An 18,092-nucleotide genomic window follows, 5' to 3' on the forward strand; every position below is an offset into this window, starting at 1 on the left:
GCCTCACTCCAAGACCATGAATCCGACGCTGACTCCCTCCTGGCAACAGCTTGGCGCCCTGGCGCCTGAATCCGGTGCCGTGCACCTGCGCGAACGCTTCGAGACTGATCCGGCGCGCGCCGAGCGTTACCGTGCCGAAGCCTGTGGCATCAGCCTCGACTATTCGAAGAACCGCATCGACGACGCGGTGCTCAAGGCTCTGCTGGCGCTGGCCGAAGCGCGCGGCGTGAGCACGCTGCGCGATGCCATGTTCAGCGGCGAGCCGATCAACAACACCGAAGGGCGCGCCGTGCTGCACACCGCGCTGCGCAAGCAGGATGCGGCGCCGGTGCGCGTGGCGGGCGAGGACGTGATGCCCGCCGTGCGCGAGGTGCGCCAGCGCTGCTACGCCTTTGCCGAGCGCGTGCGCAGCGGTGCCTGGCTGGGCTTCACCGGCGCGACGATTAGCGACGTGGTCAACATCGGCATCGGCGGCTCGGATCTGGGCCCGTTGATGGTCTGCGAAGCGCTCAAACCTTACGCCGACGGCCCGCGCCTGCACTTTGTGTCCAACGTCGACAGCGCGCAGATCGTCGCCACGCTCAAGGGCCTGGACCCGGCGCGCACGCTGTTCATCATCGCCTCCAAAACCTTCACCACCATCGAGACGCTGAGCAATGCGCGCACCGCACGCCAGTGGCTGCTCGATGCGGCCGGTGGCGACGAAGCGGCGATTGCCAAGCATTTCGTGGCGGTGTCGACCAATCGCGAGAAAGTCACCGCCTTCGGTATCGATGCCGACAATATGTTCGGCTTCTGGGACTGGGTCGGCGGGCGCTACTCGCTGTGGAGCGCCATCGGCCTGCCGATCATCATCGCCCAGGGCGCGCAGCGCTTTGACGAGCTGCTGCACGGCGCGTACGAGATGGACGAGCACTTCCGCACAGCGCCGCTGGCGAGCAATCTGCCGGTGCTGCTGGCCCTGCTGGGTATCTGGTACATCAACTTCCTCGGCGCCCGCTCGCAGGTGATTGCCCCCTACAACCAGACCCTGCATCGCCTGCCGGCCTTCCTGCAACAGCTGGACATGGAATCCAACGGCAAGGGCGTGCGCCGTGACGGCGAGCGCATCGCCTATTCAACCGGCCCGGTGATCTGGGGCGAGCCGGGCATCAACGGCCAGCACGCCTACTTCCAGCTGCTGCACCAGGGCACCGCGCTGATCCCGGTGGACTTCATCCTCGCGCTGCGCCAGCCGGACACCCTGGCCTCGCACCAGCGCACCCTGATGGCCAGCTGCTTCGCGCAATCGGCCGCCCTGATGCGCGGCAAGACCGCCGACGAAGTGCGCGCCGAACTCTCCGCACGCGGTTTCAGCGGCGATGCGCTGGAAGCGGCGATTCCGCATCGCGTGTTCTCCGGCAACCGGCCGAGCAACACGCTCCTGCTCGACGAGCTGAACCCGCGTCGCCTGGGCGCGCTGATCGCGCTCTACGAGCACAAGGTTTTCGTGCAAGGCGCGATCTGGGACCTCAACTCCTTCGACCAGTGGGGCGTGGAACTGGGCAAGCAGCTCGCTTCCGGCATCGAAGCGGTGCTCGCCGGCACGGCGGACGCCAGCGCTTACGACGCATCGACGCAAGCGCTGATCGCTCGCGCCCAAGCCAGCGGAGCCTGAACATGCGCGCCTGGAAAACTACCGCCGCCATGCTGCTGAGCCTGGGCTGTGTCGCCAGCGCCGCAGCCGCCGATTACAGTGGCGTCTATGACTGCAAAGGTCTCGACGCCCACGAAGGTCCCTATGACGGCATCGTCACGCTGGAGCGCGTGCCGGCGCACAGCAAGGCCGGCTTTGACGCCTACCTGTTCACCCTCGAAGTGCCTGGTTTCGGCCGCTACCCCGGCGAAGCCGTCGCCCAGGGCAAGACCCTCGCCATCCACTTCGCGCTCGACCAGCCCGGCAGCGACGACCACGGCACCGGCCTGGCCCACATCCAGCGCGATGCCAAGGGCCGCTGGCAATTCAAGAAGTTCTACTTCGAACCCGCCTACAAAGGCGGCAACACCGGCACCGAAACCTGCACCTGGCGCGCAGCGATCAGCAAGCGCTGAGCCTTTTGGCTGAGCCTGCGGCGTGGAGTCTTCACCGCAAAGGCGCAAAGGACACGCAAAGGGCCGCGAAGGAAGGCCGAGGCAAAGCTTGACCGAAGGGCGCCGCTGGGTTTTCCCCTCGCCCGCGTGCGGGAGAGGGTGGCGCGTAGCGCCGGGAGAGGGCGCTTGCAGTGTCCTGGCCCGGCTGCAGCGCGGGTGAATCCAAGGATTCCGGCTTCGCCTTCAGCCAGCCTACTTGCTACAGTCGTGCACTGAACCATTCAGACTTAGGGCCTTTAACCCAGTCATCACGCCACTCATGAAGACACCTCCGCCGTCACCCCTCTCTGCGTCCTCCGAGGCGCTTGTCCAAGCCCAATTGGATGCTTACAACCGGCGCGACATGGAGGCCTGGCTCAGCACCTATCACGAAGACGCCGTGCAGTTTCTGCTCCACGCAGGAGAGCTGGCCAAGGGGCATGCGGCCATCCGCCAACGCATGGAAGAGCGATTCAAAGATCCGGCACTGCATGCACAGCTGATTCACCGCATCGCCATGGAAAATATTGTTGTCGACCACGAACTGGTCACACGCACATTTCCTGATGGCCTGGGAACAGTAGAAATGGTCTGTATCTACGAAGTCGCCGCAGGGAAAATCACCAAAGCAAGCTTTGCCATCGGGCAGACTCGCCCAGTCTAGCGAGGCCCTGGCCCGGCAGCGGTGCCGGTAAATCCACGGATTCCGGCGTCACCTCCATCCAGGCTGCTCGCTGGCTGCATTTGTCACCCAGCCGAAATATCTTCCCCGAGCGTTTGTAATTTCCCGAGCCAAGAATACGGGTTTTTTACCTAGATTTCGTGCCGGGAAAAATATGAGCTTGCTGAATGTAGTGAAGTGTCGTTCGGGCCTGGCCCTGTCGTCTGTGGTCTTGGGGCTCTGTGCGGTGCCCGTGCTGTTGAGTGCCTGTGGCGGTTCCAGCAATGACTCGGCCAGTGCGGCGAGTGCCGCCAGCTCAAGCGCTGAGTCGGTGAGCGTTCCCACGCTGACCGGGCGCTCGATCATTGCCGCCGACACGTTTGTCGCCGGGCCGACTTCGGGCCAGTTCATCAATGGCGGTGATTTGACGACGGCGCTGAATACCTATTCCTACACGCTGCCGTTTGCGAGCAAGCAGCCAGTGCAGGGTTTCTCGGCGCTGGCGCGGGATGCTGCGACGGATACCTTGTATGCCCTGCAGGATAATGGCTTTGGCGGTAAATCCGCGTCTCCCGACGCGCTGCTGCATATCTACGCTTTCCGTCCGGATTGGGCGAGCGGCAAGATGAACTCGGTCGGCTTCACGACCGGCAGCGCTGTGGCGGACTTTGACAGCAGCAGCTACATCCGCCTGGCCGACCCGGACAAAAAACTCAGCTTCGCGCTGGTGGCGGACGGCAGCACCTACGCCTATCCGTCGTATTCGCCGGCAGGGGCGGCGTCCACCCTCAGCGTCGACGCGCTGATCAAAAGCAAGCGCTATTTGACCGGCGCGGATATCGACCCGGAATCGATGGTGATTGATGCCGACGGGAATTTCTGGATCGGCGAAGAATTCGGCCCCTGGCTGATCAAGGTCGATAAAAGCGGCAAGGTTTTGCAGAAGGAAGTGTCCGTCCCCAACGTCTTGGCGCTGGACAGCAATCCCTATGTTCAAACCAGCAATAACCCGAATGTCACGACGGCAAACCTGCCCAGCTCTGGCGGTTTTGAGAGCATGGCCATCAACCCTTCACGCACCCGCATCTACACGATGTTCGAGCGTGAATTATCGTCGGACAGCAATAAGCAGCGCCGCATCATCAATGTATTCGACATCGCTAATAATAAATTCCTCAGCAATGTCTGGTACCAATACAAGGTCGGCACCGGCACGTATATCGATGCAAGCGGCAATACAGTCACGGAGTACTACACCGTCAATGACATGACGGCGGTGAATGACCACCAGTTTCTGGTTCTCGAAAAAGACCGTGGCGCAGGCGACGCACGCACTGGCAAATTCCCGGCCAGCAATGCATCGCGTGTGGCAGCGAAATACAAAAAGATCTATCTGGTCGATCTCGAAAAGCTCGATAGCGATGGCTTCCTGGTCAAGACCGAACTGGTGGATTTGATGAATCTCGCCGACCCCAAGAATATTGGCGCGAGCGACACCATTAATGGCGTCTTTGCCTTCCCGATGGAAAGCATCGAGTCGGTGCGCATCCTCGATGCCAACACCCTGATTGTCGTCAATGACAACAACTACCCCGGCGGCTCCGCATCGCGCAACCCCGCCAAGCCGGATAACAACGAGTTCATCCGCATCCGCCTACCCCAGGCACTTAGTCTTCAATAATCCGCAGGCCTGAGCGCAGCGCTGGCGTGGAAGGGCTTCACCGCAAAGGCGCGAAGGAAACGCAAAGGGCCGCGAAGGAGGGCCAAGGCAAAGGCCTTCATCGTAGAGATGCGTAAGGCCGCAGTGTGTTTGTTTTTCCCCTCTCCCGCATGCGGGAGAGGGTGGCGCGTAGCGCCGGGAGAGGGCGCTTTAATCCGTTGCGCAATAAATGACCGTTCGGCCCGAGTGCGCCGTAGGCGCGTATCGAGGGCAGCACGCGTAGGTCGGACAAGCGAAGCGCCGTCCGACGTTCGGGAATTATTGGCGGCGATGACTTGAATTGAACGGCACAAACGTGGGAAGGCGCCAGCGGCTTTTCCGACCTGCCGCCGTGCATTCAATCATTGCGACTTACGGCCTTTACCGCCGTGCATTCAGTTATTCCGACTTACGGCCTTGCAGGGCTACGTTTCACATCAACCTCTCTAGCTTTGAGGAAATTATATTCAAAGCTACTGCCAACAGACACCCGCCTAGGAATTGAAGGATTGTCATGGTTTTTCTACCCTTAAATTCCTGAATAAGTTTGTCGTCACCTTTGTTCAACTTGAGGTAGGAGAGCACGGGGTAACTGTCAATCGCATCTTCAACGAGATCACCTGTAGCACGGGACAAAGACAAAATCACAATCATCGCCGTGCTATAGAGGACAAAGAACTTAGCAGAAATGTGAGGGCTGCTTGTAGCACTGATGAATAAAGGAATAGCCTGAGTTGCAAAGAAGCCAAGCAATACGGCAGAAATAAGCCGAACTGAATTTGGAATAATGTTTGACCATTGTCGAAGGAAAATTAGCCAAGTTTTCTTAGGAATTGCGGGGCAGCCCCTAATCCATTCATCGAACGCTTCTAAGAACCCCCGAGCGATAACGTAATCAGCATAGTCGATCGTGACTTCAGCAGAGGAATCCCCGATGTAGTTGAAGAACCTGCCGCGCATGAATGGTGGAGCTTCTTTTTCAAGCTGTTCGATCATGGCAACGCGCGACGTAAGTCTGATAGTTACTGCGTACTCTTGTGGCCGTTGTAGCCCCGCAGGAATGATAGAGAAGTTGTACTGAACAACAACACTTACCGTAGGGCTGACTGCATTCGCGTTATACGCCTTAAACCGTTCAAAAGAAGTGAACTGTTCTTTGCGTTCTTTGTCGTGAAAGACGGCGATAGATTCGTTCTTGGCGATGATGTTGTGAACATCGCAGAGCTGCATAACTTTGTGATGCAACTGTTCTAGCTCAGAAAATTCAATTAACAGATTGTCCGGGTACCTTTGTCGAATCTGCTCAGTGCGCCCCGTTATCTGATGGTAAACATCTTGATAAACCTTTAGGGAGATTGATGTGTTGGTGTCTCCGACGCTTACTGCGCCTGAGCTTCCATTCCCGTTGTCGCGGTGTTCAATAATTTCGCTCAAAGTGCACCTCGGGATACTTGTGGAACATAACGTGAAAGTGAGAGGCGGCTGGAGCAAAGAGTACGGAACCACAAGCGCTGCTTGTGGCCGTACTGCCCCACTGTAGTGTTGGGGCCGCGGACCCCTTATGGACAACGAGTGCCAGCAGATGTGCAAAATGGCTTTTTATCACAACACATGAAGCCTGGAGCGCAACACCATCCGCCGTCTTTGCTATGACATGCTCGTTCTCCGGTAGGGCATTTATGCGTGGCGTTGGCTTGTTTTGGCAGAGTGGTCATCAGTGCAATCGCGGCAGCAGACTTCATCATTATTGAAATTGCCTCTCGTCTCTGGTGGCTCCCAGATTCAACTTCAGCGATTGCTACCCGAATTCCGAAAGCAATCACATGACATAGCCAAAGAAGTGCCAATCCAGTGCTCGCTACAAGTAGTAATATTGATTGCCATTTGTCCGTACCGAATACACTCGTAGATAGAATGGTAAGCGCCGATGAGGTAAGTGCAGATAGAAAAGCCATTCTTGCGCAATAGCTACAAGCACCAAGTTTGCTAATTTTCAAAAATTCAAAATACATGATTTGGCTCCGTTTGGTTTGATGAAGTAATCCAGGATTGCTCCTCGTGAGTAAAGGCCGTAAGTCGGAACGGTTGAAGACATATTCGTAGGTCGGAAAAGCGAAGCGCCTTCCGACGTTCGGGGGGCATTTGAACTACACAAACGTCGGAAGGCGCCTACGGCTTTTCCGACCTACCGCCATGCATTCAGTTATTCTGACTTACGGCCTTTAGTCGTTTATCTCAGCGTAGACAGCGCGGATTAGCTCTAGAACATCTCGGCACAGTGGAATAACTGGAACGCCTTCACCGCGCATATCGCCAAAATGAAAGTTCTCTGGAAGGGCCTCTCCAGTCACCATGATAGAAAGTGGGTAGTGGTGTGTGCTCTTTTTCCGAAATTCATAGAGCTGCTTTGTAAGGGGAGTAAGCCCGGCTGTCTTTACGAATTTTGGATTCTTGGCATCTTGAATAACCTTTACATGGTTCCTCAGAATTGCCAAGCCTTCATGATCTTCGACCGACTCTCCGGTTTCTGGGGCGGTGAATCGGAAGTAAGCCGTGAGCGCAGTTGACTCGAAGAAGCTGTAGGCAGCATTTAAGAATGCAGAAACCAACCAACGAAATCGATTGCGATTGGTTTCGGATGAAATCAGATCAAAGAAAAATTCACACTCTTTCAGCTTGTCGTCAAAATCGGCGACGGCCTGAAAATCCCAACGATCTAGCCAGTCGTCTAGCTCAAATGTGCTGGATTTAGACATAGCAACCTAACGTTAAATGGTTTTAAAAATAAATAATAATCAGCATCTTCGTCATGCTGATGAATAAAAAATTAGCTCTTCAAGATGAAGTTCTATCAAAGCCTTATTCGTTTTGACGAATAAAACTTGATGTCGTACAGGCGCCGCACTCGCCTAGCCGTCTTGTTCCGGCACCTCCAAACAATACGCCCCCCCATCTCATTCGCATGCCTGCCCAAAAGGGCAGAGCGGGTTTCTTTTGCGCATTTTTTTTGCGCGAACTTAAGTTCTGGCGGCTTTGCAGCGCGCGGCCACGGCCTCGCCCCTCGGACCAAGCCCCTCACCCCTCGCCCCGGCATCAAACCACCCCCGTGGCCCAATCCATGCGTAGTGGGTCTTAGCTATCCGTTCGGGCAACCTGCGCGAGGGTGGCTTTACGAGGATTCCCATGACCACTACCAATGCATCTCCTGCTTTTCAGCGCCTGGAGGCTGAAGGCCGTTTGTTGAAAGCGGCGCTGAATGGGGCGACGAATGTTCCGGGGCGTTCCGGTTTTCGCGGTGAAATCGCGCTGACGCTGGAGCCGCCGCTGATGCTGGAGGCGGCGTTTGCGGCGGCGGATGATGCGGAGGCTGCGCTGTCTTTTCTGGCCGGTTCGCTGCCCAGCTACACGCAGCTGCCTGCGCTGATCGCGGCGCTGGGGGCCAATCTCAAGGCGGAGGGCAAGTATTTTGTCTATGTCTCGGATCTGCGTCGCGGCGCGCGCTATGTGGTCGATTTCAGCGGCATTGCGTTTTTCGTGCTGCCGATTGATGACACCTCGGTGTACAACGAGCTGATCGATTGCCTGTATCTGGACAAGACGAAGATGAAGAAGATGGACACGGCGCAGAAGATTGATGCGATTGTCGAGGGCGCGAGCAAATTCACCCAGACGTACGAGAAGATCAGTTTTGAGGAAGGGCTTGCGCGGCTTTGAGCTGGCCGCTGTTTTGTCTGGATGGCGACGCAGGCGCGGCCGCCATTGCCGACAATTGAAGGGAAGACGTCAATTGGCGGGTACTGAGCTGAGGTGCCGGTTTGATGCGCTGAATTTGTGACGCGAAGGGTGCGGAGGAAAAGAAAAGGTCCGCAAAGGAAAACGTGTTTGTTTCCCTTTGCGGACCTTCTGTCTTTCTTTGCGGCCTTGGCGTCAAAAATGCAGCGCCTAAAGGCTGAAGATCACTCGCGCTCGGCGACCTTGAGGCGGCGTTTGCGTACGCCTTCGGCGAGCAGGTCGAGGACGTCGACCGAGGCGTCCCAGCCGATGCAGGCGTCGGTGATGCTCTTGCCGTATTCGAGCGGCTTGCCGGGGACGAGGTCCTGGCGGCCTTCGACGAGGTGGGATTCGCACATCACGCCGATGATGCGTTCGTCGCCATTGGCCATTTGCGTGGCGACGTCGTCGGCGACTTCGATTTGCAGTGCGTATTGCTTGCGGCTGTTGGCGTGCGAGAAGTCGACCATCAGGCGTGCGGCGAGGCCGGCCTTGGCGAGTTCCTGGCAGGCTTTGTCGACGCTGGCGGCGTCGTAATTGGGTTCCTTGCCGCCGCGCAGGATGATGTGGCAGTCCTCATTGCCGGCGGTGGACACGATGGCCGAGTGGCCGGCCTTGGTGACTGACAGGAAGTGGTGCGGCGCTTGCGCGGCTTTGATGGCGTCGAGCGCGATGCGCACATCGCCGTCGGTGCCGTTCTTGAAGCCGACCGGGCAGGAGAGGCCGGAGGCGAGCTGGCGGTGCACCTGGCTCTCGGTGGTGCGCGCGCCGATGGCGCCCCAGGAGATCAGGTCGGCGATGTATTGCGGGGTGATCATGTCGAGGAACTCGGTGCCGGCCGGCATGCCCAGTTCGTTGATCTCCCACAGCAGCTGGCGCGCCAGGCGCAGGCCGTCGTTGATCTTGAAGCTGTCGTTGAGGTAGGGGTCGTTGATCAGGCCCTTCCAGCCGACCGTGGTGCGCGGCTTTTCGAAGTACACGCGCATGACGATCAGCAGGTCTTCGCGCAGGCGTTCGGCCTGCACCTTGAGCTTGCGGGCGTAGTCGAGCGCGGCGGCGCTGTCGTGAATCGAGCAGGGGCCGATGACGACCAGCAGGCGGTCGTCGGCGCCGTGCAGGATGCGGTGGATGGCCTGGCGGGTGTCGCCGGTGGTCTGGGCGCAGCGCTCGGAGGCCGGAAACTCGCGCATCACGTGCGAGGGCGGAGCAAGTTCCTTGATTTCGCGGATGCGGACGTCGTCGATCTGGTAAGCGCTGGTGCTGGGCATGAAGCTATCCTGTCTTGCTCGGGTGTGTAGTGTTGCGTTGCGTCGGGCGCCGCGTGTGCGCTGCGGCAAAGCGGGCAATTCTAGCCCAAAGCGCGTGTGGCCTGCTGTCGTGGATAGACCGCTCTTGACGCCGCCGGGCGCGGCATGGCTTGGCGGATGCTGCGCCGCGTGATTCAATCCGGCCATGGATAAGCGTCACCCGACCCCTCCGCTGATTGCCTGCCACGAGTGTGATCTGCTCCAGCAGGCGGTGCCGCTGCCGCGCGGTGGTCGCCTGGTCTGTGTGCGCTGCGGGGCGAGTTTGCAGCGCTGGGCGCATGCGGGCATCGACCGTCCGCTGGCGCTGACGGTGGCCGCCGGCATCTTGTTCGTGCTGGCCAATTGCTTTCCGGTGATGAGCTTGCAGTTCCAGGCGCTGCAGGTCGACGCCAGCATGCTTGGCGCGGTGCGCGTCCTGCACGAGCAGGGCGAGAGCCTGGTCGGCTTGCTGGTGCTGCTGACCGTGGTGGTGGCGCCGGCCTTGCTGATCCTCGCCTTGCTGTGGTTGCTGCTGCCCTTGCGCCTGGGCTGGCCGGCGCCGGGCTTTGCGCGGCTGTTCCGCGTGCTGATGTTCCTCGCGCCCTGGTCGATGCTGGAGGTGTTGATGCTGGGCATCCTCGTCTCCCTGGTCAAACTCGGCCATATGGCTAGCGCCACGGCGGGTATCGGCTTGTGGGCGTATGGCGGCAGCATGTTGTTGCTGACCGTGCTCAGCGCCAGCTTGCAGGGGCCGGTGCTGTGGGCGATGCATGCCAGCGTGCAGCAGGAGCCGGCGTGACGACGGCGCTGCGTGCCGGCTTGTGCGGCTGCCATGCCTGCGGCCTGGTGTCGACGCTCGCCGAGCACAGCCATTGCCCGCGCTGCGGCGCCCGCCTGCATGCGCGCAAGCCCGATAGTCTGGTGCGTTGCTGGGCCTTGCTGCTGGCAGCCTGTGTGCTCTATGTGCCGGCTAATCTGTTGCCGATCATGGAGACGACTTCATTCGGCGCCAGCGAGCGCAATACCATTCTGAGCGGCGTGGTGGCCTTGTGGACTGGCGGTTCGCAGGATCTGGCGCTGATCGTCTTCATTGCCAGCGTGGTGGTGCCGATCGGCAAGCTGCTCTCGCTGGTGGTGCTGTTGCTGGGCGTGCAGTTTCGCAGCGGGCGCAATCTGCTGCAGCGGGCGCGCCTGTATCGTCTGGTCGAGCTGGTCGGCAAGTGGTCGATGCTCGATGTCTATGTCGTGGCTTTGCTGGCGGCTCTGGTACGCTTCGATGCCCTGATGGATGTGCGCGCCGGCACCGGGGCGCTGGCGTTCGGCGCGGTGGTCGTGCTGACCATGCTGGCCGCGCAGGCCTTTGACCCGCGTTTGATTTGGGATGCAAGCAATGAGTGAGACTGAAACTCCGCACGAAGCGGGCGATCTGCCCAAGGCGCTGGCCGTGCCGCGCAAGCGCTGGCAATTGCCCCTGGTGTGGCTGGTGCCGATTCTGGCGCTGCTCCTCGGTGGCTGGCTGGCGGTACAGGCGGTCCTCAAACAGGGGCCGACGATTCATATTGAATTCCAGACCGGCGAGGGCCTGGTCGCCGGCAAGACGCACATCAAGTACAAGGATGTCGATGTCGGCATGGTCAGCGATGTGGCGATTGCGCCGGATCGTAAATCGGTGATCGTGACCGCCAAACTCAGTGGTCAGGCGCGAGACTTTGCGGTGGAAGACACGCGCTTCTGGGTGGTCAAGCCGCGCATTGCCGGTGGCAGTGTGAGCGGCCTGGATACCTTGCTGTCAGGCGCCTTCATCGGCGTGGATGTCGGCAAGTCGGACGTCTCGCAAACCGAATTCAAGGGCCTCGAAGTGCCGCCGATGCTGATCGACGGCGTGCCGGGCAAACGCTTTCAGCTGCGGGCCGAGAATCTGGGCTCGATTGATTACGGCGTGCCGGTGTATTTCCGCAAGCTGGCGGTCGGTCAGGTGGTGGCGTATGACCTGGACAAGGATGGCAAAGGGGCTTTGGTGACGATCTTTGTGAGCGCGCCGTATGATCGTTTTGTCACCGAAGACACGCGTTTCTGGTCGAGCAGCGGGCTGGATTTTTCGGTTGATGCCAATGGCCTGCGCTTCAATACCGAGTCCTTGTCGACCTTGTTGGTGGGCGGCCTGGTGTTTGGCTCGCCCAGCGGCACGGCCGCGCCACCCGCCAAGAGTGGTGCGCAGTTCGTGCTTTACGACAATCAGCAGACTGCGATGCGCGAGCATGACACGCAGGTCGAGCTTTATCGTCTGGTCTTCCATCAGACTGTGCATGGCCTCGTGGTAGGGGCGCCGGTGGAGTTCCGTGGTATCCAGTTTGGTGAGGTGGCGTCGATCGGTTTGAGCTATGACGCGAGCACCCAACGCGTCGATGTGCCGGTGGTGATTAGGGTCTTTCCGGAGCGTTTGCAGCGTTATACGGTTGATCCCGAGACGAAGTCGGATGCGATTCTTGATAAGCTCATTGAGTCCGGCTTGCGCGCGCAGCTGCGCAGCGGCAGCTTGCTGACCGGGCAGCTCTACGTCGCCTTCGACTTCTTTCCGGGGGTGGCCAAGGCCGTCCTCAAGCGCAAGCGTGGCATGCCCGAGATTCCGACTGTTGATGGCAGCCTCAACGAGCTGGAGGCCAGCATTACCAGCATCGCCCGCAAGATCGACAAGATCCCGTTTGAGGAGATCAGCAAAGATCTGCGCAGCGCCATCGCCTCGCTCGACAGCACGGTGAAGCAGGCAGACATCCTGCTCAAGCAGGTCAATCAGGATGTCGCGCCCGAGCTCAAGCGTACGCTGGCGGGGGCGCAGCAGACCATGCAGCGCGCCGAGCGCCTGATGTCGCAAGACGCGCCGCTGCAGCAGGATCTGCGCGACACGCTGCGCGAGGTGTCGCGTGCGGCGGCCTCGATGCGCAGCCTTACCGATTATCTGGATCGCCACCCCGAGGCCCTGATTCGCGGCCGTACGCCTGACGAGGACAAGCCATGAGCCTGAAACCCTGGATGCTGGTGGCGAGCTTGCTGCTCGGCGCCTGCAGTTCGCAACCGACGCGCTACTACGCCTTGTCCGGCGGCCATGACTTGCTCAATCAGCCGGTCGGGCGCGTGCTGCTGGCGGTGGGCCCGGCGAGCGTGCCGGATGCGCTCGACCGCAGCGCGATGCTGGTGCGCCGTGGCCCGAACAGTGTCGAGGTGCTCGACGAGCAGCGCTGGATCGACACGCCGAAGAACGAAATTCCGCGCGTGCTGGCCACGCGTCTGTCCGAGCTGCTGCCGGCCACACCGCTGGCCGTGTGGTCACAGCATGCGGCGAGCAGCGCGCCCTGGCGCGTCCTTATCGATGTGCAGCGCTTCGATGTGGCGCCGGGCGAGGCGGCCAGTGTGGAGTTGAGCTGGACCTTGCTGCGCGACGCCGACGGCGCCCGCAGCATGTGGCGCAGCAGCGCCAGCGAACCGCTGGCGAGCAACAGCACGCCGGCGCAGATGGCCGCAGCCTTGAGCCGCGCGCTCGATCAGATCGCGCAGCAGATGGCGACCCAGCTCAAGCAGCAAGACCTCAAGTAGCCGCGCCGGCGTCTGTGCGGCGCTTGTGCAGGAAGCGCTCCAGGCGCACGTCATTGGCATAGGCGACATTGATGCGCAGGTAAGGCGAGGCCTGTAGCTGCGGGCGGAAGATCTTGCCCGGCGCGAGCAGGATGCCGGCTTGCTCGGCCTGCTCGGCAACCGGCGTGGCGTCTTCGATGTCCGGCACCTTGGCCCAGATGAACACACCGCCATCCGGGTGACGAAATTGCAGACCCGCGCCTTCGAGCATGCGCGCAGTGCGCACGCTTTGTTCGGCGAGGCGGCCCTGCAGGCGTTCAATGTGTTTGCGGTAGTGGCCTTCGATGAGCAGGCGGTGAATGATCTGCTCGGTAAATTCCGAGGTGCTCACCGAGGTCAGCAGTTTGATGTCGGCCAGTTCATCCGCAAGGTCTGGCGAGCAGGCCAGATAGCCGACGCGTACATTGGCTGACAGGGTCTTGGAAAAGCTGCTGATGTAGATCACCCGCTGCAGCTGGTCGAGCGCGGCGAGGCGCGCCGCCGGGCCGCTGTGAAAGTCGCCATAGGTGTCGTCCTCGACAATCATGAAATCCTGCCGCTCGGCTACCTGCAGCATGCGATAGGCCGTGGCCGGACTCAGATTGCTGCAAGTCGGGTTATGCATTACCGAGTGGGTGATGAACAGCTTGGGCTTGTGGGCAATCGCCAGCTGTTCGAGCGCCTGCGTGTCGGGGCCGTCTTCGCCGCGCGGAACGCCGATCAGATTGGCACCCAGCAGGCGCAGCGCGCCGAACAGGTTGAAATAGCCCGGATCATCGACCAGAACGGTGTCGCCTGCGCGCAGGTAGAAGCGCGCCACGATGTCCAGCGCCTGGGTGGCGCCGAGGGTCAGCACGATCTGCTCGGGCCGCGCTTCGACACCGATGCCGGCCAGGGTGATGCGCAGCTGTTCGCGCAGCGGCAGGAAACCGTTCGGCTCGCCATAGCAGCCGAAGCGCACGCTGTGGTCCTGGCCGCGAGTGAGCTGGCGCACTGCCTTGCTGACCGCATCGTTATCGAGCCAGCCCGGCGGCAGCCAGCCGACGCTGGCGCTGAGCATGCCCGGCGGCGCCGACAGCGAGCGGCGCATCAGCCAGGCGACGTCGATGGCGCGCTGGCGTTGGGCGGCGGGCAGGGCGGCGCTGGGCGCTTCGTCGCGCGGGCTGACGAAGAAGCCGGCGCCGCGCCGCGATTGCAGATAGCCCTGGGCGACCAGGCGGTCGTAGGCTTCGACGACGGTAAAACGGCTGATGCCATGGCGCTCGGCGAGCTGACGGATGGCCGGCAGGCGTGTGCCGGGGCGCAGCAGGCGATCATCGATCTGCGCACGCACGGCGCTGACGATCTGCTCGACCAGGGGATGGGCGTTTTCGCTGGAAAGGCTCAGTTGCATGGAAAGCTCCGTACGCGTCATGGCGCTGGCACCAGTACAGCGCGTGAAATTGCCTGCCGGATTGTATCGGTTCAGGATTTGAAGTGTCCGGTATTGTCTCCTAAAGCTTAGGGCGTGTTCACATCCACCCGGCGGATTGCGTTGAAGTACAGGGCTTGCCACGAGCTTGCCAAAAGCGGGCGCGCGACACAGTGCAGGGTGGCCCCCTGCACAAGGAGCGCAACGCAGTATGGCGAGCCCTGCACTTCAACCCTCCGGGCGGGCACTGAATTGGCCACAGCACAGCGTTGCAGCTCCTCGTCAGGGGACCACCCTGACAGCGTCGCTGCGCCTTGTTCTGCGCCCAATTCAGTACCCGCGCAACCGTCGCGTGAATGTGAACACGCCCTAGCGCATTGGCGCAGATGAGAGGAGAAGATCATGTACAGCAAGCCGATGAACGAATCGCAGACATCCGCTACGCACGGGGTGCGCGCACTGGCTGGAGTGCTGCTCAGCGTGTGTCTGCTGGCGCTTGCGGTGAGTCTGGGCAGTCTGGCGCGGGGCGCCTTGCAGGGCAATATTGAATCCCCGCTGCAGGCGCAGGATCATGCCAGCGGCCGTGTGTTCCAGCTGCTGCCTGGCGGCAGTGCGCTGCGCGTGCTCGACGTGCGTGCCGGCGTCAGCGAGATCGCCCGTCTGAGCCTGCCGCCGCAGCCGATCCATGCCCTGCGTTACGAGCCCGCGCAGCAGCAGCTGGTGGTGGAGACGGCGGGGCGCAATTATCGCTACGACGCACGCGATTTTCAGCTGATTGACGATAGCGCACTGGCCGCCGTGTCCAGCCGCACGCTGCGCGACTGAAGCGGCGCGCCTGCGGCAGGCCTGATTGGAAAATCTTGCGTGGGGCGCTTGACATCGGCGCGCAAATGCTCAATATTGAGAACCATTCGCATTCGCGAAGACTTGCGGGGCATTCTCCCGACAAGCTTATTGAATGAGGCTGGCAATCATGTACGTATGCGTTTGTAACGCAGTGACTGAACAAGACATCGCGACCGCAGTGGGGGCGGGCGCGCGTCGTTTACGTGATTTGCGCAGCAAGCTCGGTGTTGCGGCAGAATGTGGGCGTTGCGCAGAATGCGCGAATGCATGCTTGCGTCAGCTGACTTCAGCGGATGCGGAGCCCAAGGCCATCATTCACCTGCACAGGAGCATCCCCCATGAAAGGCGACAAGAAAGTCTTGCAGCTGCTTAACCGCCAGCTCACCCATGAACTGACCGCCATCAACCAGTACTTCCTGCACGCAAGGATCTACAAGAACTGGGGTTTCGAGAAACTCGGCAAGCACGAGTACAAGGAATCCATCGAAGAAATGCACCACGCCGACAAGCTGATTGAGCGCATCCTGATGATCGAAGGCCTGCCCAATCTGCAAAACCTCGGCAAGCTGCTGATCGGCGAGAACGTGCCGGAATGCCTGGCCGGCGACCTCAAGCTGGAAACCGGTGCCCATGCCGACCTGAAGGAAGCCATTGCGCACTGTGAGTCGGTGCGTGATTTCGTCTCGCGTGACATCCTGCAGGACATCCTCGACGACACCGAAGAGCACATCGACTACCTCGAAACCCAGCTTGAGCTGGTCGAGAAAGTCGGCCTGCAGAACTACCTGCAAAGCCAGATCGAAACCGAAGCGTCCTGATCCTTCAGGTCTGCTGCACACCTCGGGGCGTGTTTCCGCAAGGGATCACGCCCCTTGTTTTTGCGCGCCGGGCTTGTTGCGCAGCAGGCGGGCGGCGAGCAGGATGGCCAGCACAGCGGCATATATCAGCGGTTCGCGGATGTCGAGTTTGACCAGCCACCAGTAGTGCAATACGCCCAGCACGCCAACGGCATACACGCTGCGATGCAGAAGCTGCCAGCGTTTGCCGCCGAGCAGGCGGATCATCGCGTTGAGTGAGGTCACGGCGAGCGGAATCATCAGCACGAAGGCGGCAAAGCCGACGGTGATGAAAGGGCGCTTCCATACATCTTTAAGGATGCCCGCCCAGTCGAAAAACTGGTCCAGCCAGAGGTAGGTGATCAGGTGCAGCACGCCGTAGAAAAAGGCGTAGAGCCCGAGCATGCGGCGCAGGCGTACCAGCCAGTTCCATTGCGTGAGTTTGCGCAGCGGCGTGATGGCGAGCGTGATCAGCAGGAAGCGCAGCAACCAGTCACCACTGCCGCGGGTGATTGCCTCAACCGGATTGGCGCCCAGATCGTCGTTGAAAAAACGCCAGCTGAGCAGCGCTGCGGGCAGCAGGCAGAGCAGGAAGACGATGTACTTGAGCTGGCTGATACGTGCTGGCGTGAGCTTGCGCAGATTGATTGAGAGCATGGCGAAGGCCGGACTGAAGTGAGTCTTGGGTCTGCACATGCAGCGGACCCTTGATGAGCTTTTGGGCTTGGAGTTTTTGACGCGAAGGGCGCGGAGAAAACAAGGCAAGGTCCGCAAAGGAATACAAAGCGATGAACCCCAACATAAGATTCCCTTGGCGAGCCTTCGCTTTTCTTTGCGCCCTTCGCGTCAAAAAAACGTCTCTGACTCTCTGAGAGACTGCGACGAGATCGCGAGCAGTTTTTCAGAAATTCTTCTTCAGATCCATGCCTGCATAGAGCGGGGCGACTTCGTTGTAGCCGTTGAACAGCAGGGTTTTGCGCTTGGTAAGTTCGCCGATGCGCCGCTCGCTGCCCTGGCTCCAGCGCGGGTGGTCGACGTCCGGGTTGACGTTGGAATAAAAGCCGTATTCGTTGGCGGCCGCCTTGTTCCAGGCCGTGCCGGGCATCTTGTCGGTGAGGCGGATGCGGACGATGGATTTGGCGCTCTTGAAACCGTACTTCCAGGGCACCACGAGGCGGATCGGCGCGCCATTCTGGTTCGGCAATTCTTCGCCGTAGAGACCGACCGCCATCAGGGTCAGCGGGTGCAGGGCTTCGTCCAGGCGCAGGCCTTCGGTGTAGGGCCAGTCGAGGATGGCGCGGTTGAGATTGGGCATGCTGGCCTTGTCGGCGACCGAGATGAACTCGACGAACTTGGCGCTGCCCAGCGGCTCGACGCGCTTGAGCAGGGTGGCGAGCGGAAAGCCGATCCAGGGAATCACCATCGACCAGCCTTCGACACAGCGCAGGCGGTAGATGCGTTCTTCGAGCGGGGCGAACTTGAGCAGGTCGTCGATGGCTATGGTTTGCGGTTTGGCGCAGAGGCCTTCGATGCTCACCGTCCAGGGGCGCGTTTTCATCTTGCCGGCTACGCTCGCGGGCTCTTCCTTGTCGACCGAGAATTCATAGTAATTGTTGTAGCCCGTCACGTATTTGAGCGGCGTGTTCGCCTCGCCAGCCGGCTTGTATTGGCTGGCCACCACATTGGGCAGCTTGGCGGCCTGCGCCAGCGCCGGGAAGCTCAGCGCTGCGCCGCCGATGGCGAGGGTCTGCAGGAATTCACGGCGGCCTTCGTAGAGCTCACGCGGGGTGATCTCGGAAGGGACGATGTCGCTGGGCTTGCGGATGAGCATGGCGGACTCCTTGGGGTACTGCGTGTGTTGTTG

At 60.5% G+C, this 18,092-nt stretch carries 18 protein-coding genes; 12 read left to right on the forward strand and 6 right to left on the reverse strand.

From position 1 onward, the window contains the following. Positions 1-16 precede the first annotated feature (16 nt). From pgi to ABDB84_RS17170, 4 genes are all read left to right on the forward strand, one after another. Positions 17-1,657 carry a glucose-6-phosphate isomerase gene (gene pgi, locus ABDB84_RS17155; RefSeq protein WP_345920991.1) on the forward strand — a complete coding sequence of 547 codons (1,641 nt, stop codon included), beginning with the start codon at positions 17-19 and terminating at the stop codon, positions 1,655-1,657. A gap of 2 nt (positions 1,658-1,659) precedes the next feature. Next, positions 1,660-2,091 (forward strand): hypothetical protein, encoded by a 432-nt coding sequence (locus ABDB84_RS17160; protein WP_345920992.1) that lies wholly within the window; start codon positions 1,660-1,662, stop codon positions 2,089-2,091. A gap of 298 nt (positions 2,092-2,389) precedes the next feature. After that, positions 2,390-2,773: a nuclear transport factor 2 family protein gene (locus tag ABDB84_RS17165; protein ID WP_345920993.1), complete on the forward strand. Its 384-nt coding sequence runs from the start codon at positions 2,390-2,392 to the stop codon at positions 2,771-2,773. Positions 2,774-2,945: 172 nt separating this feature from the next. After that, positions 2,946-4,451, forward strand: coding sequence for an esterase-like activity of phytase family protein (locus tag ABDB84_RS17170; RefSeq protein ID WP_345920994.1), 1,506 nt, complete (start codon positions 2,946-2,948; stop codon positions 4,449-4,451). 450 nt (positions 4,452-4,901) lie between these two features. Here the strand turns inward: ABDB84_RS17170 and ABDB84_RS17175 are convergent, their stop codons facing one another. Continuing rightward, positions 4,902-5,903 (reverse strand): hypothetical protein, encoded by a 1,002-nt coding sequence (locus tag ABDB84_RS17175; protein WP_345920995.1) that lies wholly within the window; start codon positions 5,901-5,903, stop codon positions 4,902-4,904. A gap of 788 nt (positions 5,904-6,691) precedes the next feature. Next, positions 6,692-7,225 carry a hypothetical protein gene (locus ABDB84_RS17180; protein WP_345920996.1) on the reverse strand — a complete coding sequence of 178 codons (534 nt, stop codon included), beginning with the start codon at positions 7,223-7,225 and terminating at the stop codon, positions 6,692-6,694. Between the two features lie 427 nt (positions 7,226-7,652). Between ABDB84_RS17180 and ABDB84_RS17185 the strand changes: the two genes are divergently transcribed. Next, positions 7,653-8,183, forward strand: a complete 531-nt coding sequence (locus ABDB84_RS17185) for a hypothetical protein (RefSeq protein ID WP_345920997.1) — start codon at positions 7,653-7,655, stop codon at positions 8,181-8,183. Positions 8,184-8,425: 242 nt separating this feature from the next. On the opposite strand, the gene aroG is transcribed toward ABDB84_RS17185, so the two are convergent. Further along, positions 8,426-9,508, reverse strand: a complete 1,083-nt coding sequence (gene aroG / locus ABDB84_RS17190) for a 3-deoxy-7-phosphoheptulonate synthase AroG (RefSeq protein ID WP_345920998.1) — start codon at positions 9,506-9,508, stop codon at positions 8,426-8,428. 184 nt (positions 9,509-9,692) lie between these two features. Between aroG and ABDB84_RS17195 the strand changes: the two genes are divergently transcribed. From ABDB84_RS17195 to ABDB84_RS17210, 4 genes are read left to right on the forward strand one after another with little or no spacing between them, the layout of a single operon-like run. Further along, positions 9,693-10,325 (forward strand): paraquat-inducible protein A, encoded by a 633-nt coding sequence (locus tag ABDB84_RS17195; protein WP_345920999.1) that lies wholly within the window; start codon positions 9,693-9,695, stop codon positions 10,323-10,325. Continuing rightward, positions 10,322-10,924: a paraquat-inducible protein A gene (locus ABDB84_RS17200; RefSeq protein ID WP_345921000.1), complete on the forward strand. Its 603-nt coding sequence runs from the start codon at positions 10,322-10,324 to the stop codon at positions 10,922-10,924. Before ABDB84_RS17195 ends, ABDB84_RS17200 begins: the two co-directional genes overlap by 4 nt. Continuing rightward, on the forward strand, positions 10,917-12,542 hold the full coding sequence (locus ABDB84_RS17205) for a PqiB family protein (RefSeq protein ID WP_345921001.1): 1,626 nt from the start codon (positions 10,917-10,919) through the stop codon (positions 12,540-12,542). Before ABDB84_RS17200 ends, ABDB84_RS17205 begins: the two co-directional genes overlap by 8 nt. After that, a complete protein-coding gene (locus ABDB84_RS17210) occupies positions 12,539-13,117 on the forward strand; it encodes a PqiC family protein (RefSeq protein ID WP_345921002.1) in 579 nt (192 codons plus the stop codon). The genes ABDB84_RS17205 and ABDB84_RS17210 overlap by 4 nt, the downstream gene beginning before the upstream one ends. Here the strand turns inward: ABDB84_RS17210 and ABDB84_RS17215 are convergent. Next, on the reverse strand, positions 13,110-14,528 hold the full coding sequence (locus tag ABDB84_RS17215) for an aminotransferase-like domain-containing protein (protein WP_345921003.1): 1,419 nt from the start codon (positions 14,526-14,528) through the stop codon (positions 13,110-13,112). The genes ABDB84_RS17210 and ABDB84_RS17215 overlap by 8 nt on opposite strands. A 420-nt stretch (positions 14,529-14,948) precedes the next feature. Here ABDB84_RS17215 and ABDB84_RS17220 point away from each other — a divergent pair, with 420 nt between their 5' ends. The 3 genes from ABDB84_RS17220 (at position 14,949) to bfr (ending at position 16,210) form a co-directional block, all read left to right on the forward strand. Next, positions 14,949-15,371 carry a hypothetical protein gene (locus tag ABDB84_RS17220; RefSeq protein ID WP_345921004.1) on the forward strand — a complete coding sequence of 141 codons (423 nt, stop codon included), beginning with the start codon at positions 14,949-14,951 and terminating at the stop codon, positions 15,369-15,371. Positions 15,372-15,519: 148 nt separating this feature from the next. Further along, a complete protein-coding gene (locus tag ABDB84_RS17225) occupies positions 15,520-15,765 on the forward strand; it encodes a (2Fe-2S)-binding protein (RefSeq protein WP_345921101.1) in 246 nt (81 codons plus the stop codon). Continuing rightward, positions 15,731-16,210, forward strand: a complete 480-nt coding sequence (gene bfr, locus ABDB84_RS17230; RefSeq protein WP_345921005.1) for a bacterioferritin — start codon at positions 15,731-15,733, stop codon at positions 16,208-16,210. Before ABDB84_RS17225 ends, bfr begins: the two co-directional genes overlap by 35 nt. Before the next feature lie 45 nt (positions 16,211-16,255). Here the strand turns inward: bfr and ABDB84_RS17235 are convergent, their stop codons facing one another. Together ABDB84_RS17235 and msrP are read right to left on the reverse strand one after the other, a co-directional pair. Beyond that, positions 16,256-16,885 carry a protein-methionine-sulfoxide reductase heme-binding subunit MsrQ gene (locus ABDB84_RS17235; RefSeq protein ID WP_345921006.1) on the reverse strand — a complete coding sequence of 210 codons (630 nt, stop codon included), beginning with the start codon at positions 16,883-16,885 and terminating at the stop codon, positions 16,256-16,258. Positions 16,886-17,129: 244 nt separating this feature from the next. Then, entirely contained in the window at positions 17,130-18,059 is a 930-nt protein-coding gene (msrP, locus tag ABDB84_RS17240; RefSeq protein WP_345921007.1) for a protein-methionine-sulfoxide reductase catalytic subunit MsrP, read from the reverse strand. Positions 18,060-18,092: the final 33 nt, after the last annotated feature.

This window comes from Uliginosibacterium sediminicola (assembly GCF_039631295.1).
GTDB lineage: Bacteria > Pseudomonadota > Gammaproteobacteria > Burkholderiales > Rhodocyclaceae > Viridibacterium > Viridibacterium sediminicola.